Annotated in this window: 1 protein-coding gene; it reads right to left on the bottom strand. The window is 38.8% G+C overall.

Annotated elements, in window-relative coordinates:
- Nucleotides 1-185: 185 nt before the first annotated feature.
- A partial coding sequence (locus RB622_RS30195; protein ID WP_308050569.1) for a transposase occupies nt 186-740 on the bottom strand: 555 nt, incomplete at its 5' end.

The raw sequence follows: 740 nt of genomic DNA, 5'->3' as shown, positions 1-740 counted from the left end.
GGGAGTGTAATCTAAACTCTGTCTGGTCGTCAAAGTTGATTCAAATTTAATTTTTCTTTTCGATTTCAAATGTTTTTTTTGCTTGCTATTGAGTTTGTCAAGGGCGGCTGAGGCACGAAGCCGTTTATATACCCTTGATAAATTCAATAGCGGGCTAGTTTTACATTTTATATTGGAGAGCAAAATTAAAGGTCCATTCGCATTCTGTCGCCAAATTTAATATGCAATTGCTGGGCGGTAAGTGCCCAATTCTGCAATGGGGATGTCCATTTTTTACTAATATTTTCTACGGCCAGATAGATCAGTTTAAGTAAAGCCATATCATTAGGAAAAGCACCCTTCGTCTTTGTTATCTTGCGAACTTGCCTATGAAAACCTTCCACCGCATTTGTAGTGTAGATAAGCCTTCTAATCTGCTCATCGTAGGCGAAATAAGTTGATAGTTTGTGCCAATTGTTTTGCCAGGATTTGATTACGACCGGATACTTCACTCCCCACTTGTTGTTGAGTTTATCAAGCTCTAACTCTGCTTTATCTTTCGTGGGAGCTTGATAGACCGTTTTTAAGTCTTGCATGAAAGTTTTCTGATCCTTGGAAGCCACGTATTTAAGCGAATTTCGAATTTGGTGAATGATGCAACTTTGAATCTCCGATTCAGGAAAAGACGCCAAAATCGCCTCAGAAAATCCAGTAAGATTATCCGTACAGGCAATTAGTATATCCTTTACTCCTCTGGATTT

This window comes from Dyadobacter sp. LHD-138, assembly GCF_030929615.1.
GTDB lineage: Bacteria > Bacteroidota > Bacteroidia > Cytophagales > Spirosomataceae > Dyadobacter.
Note: the sequence above shows the minus strand (reverse complement) of the source record. Positions and strands in the feature narration are given on the sequence as shown.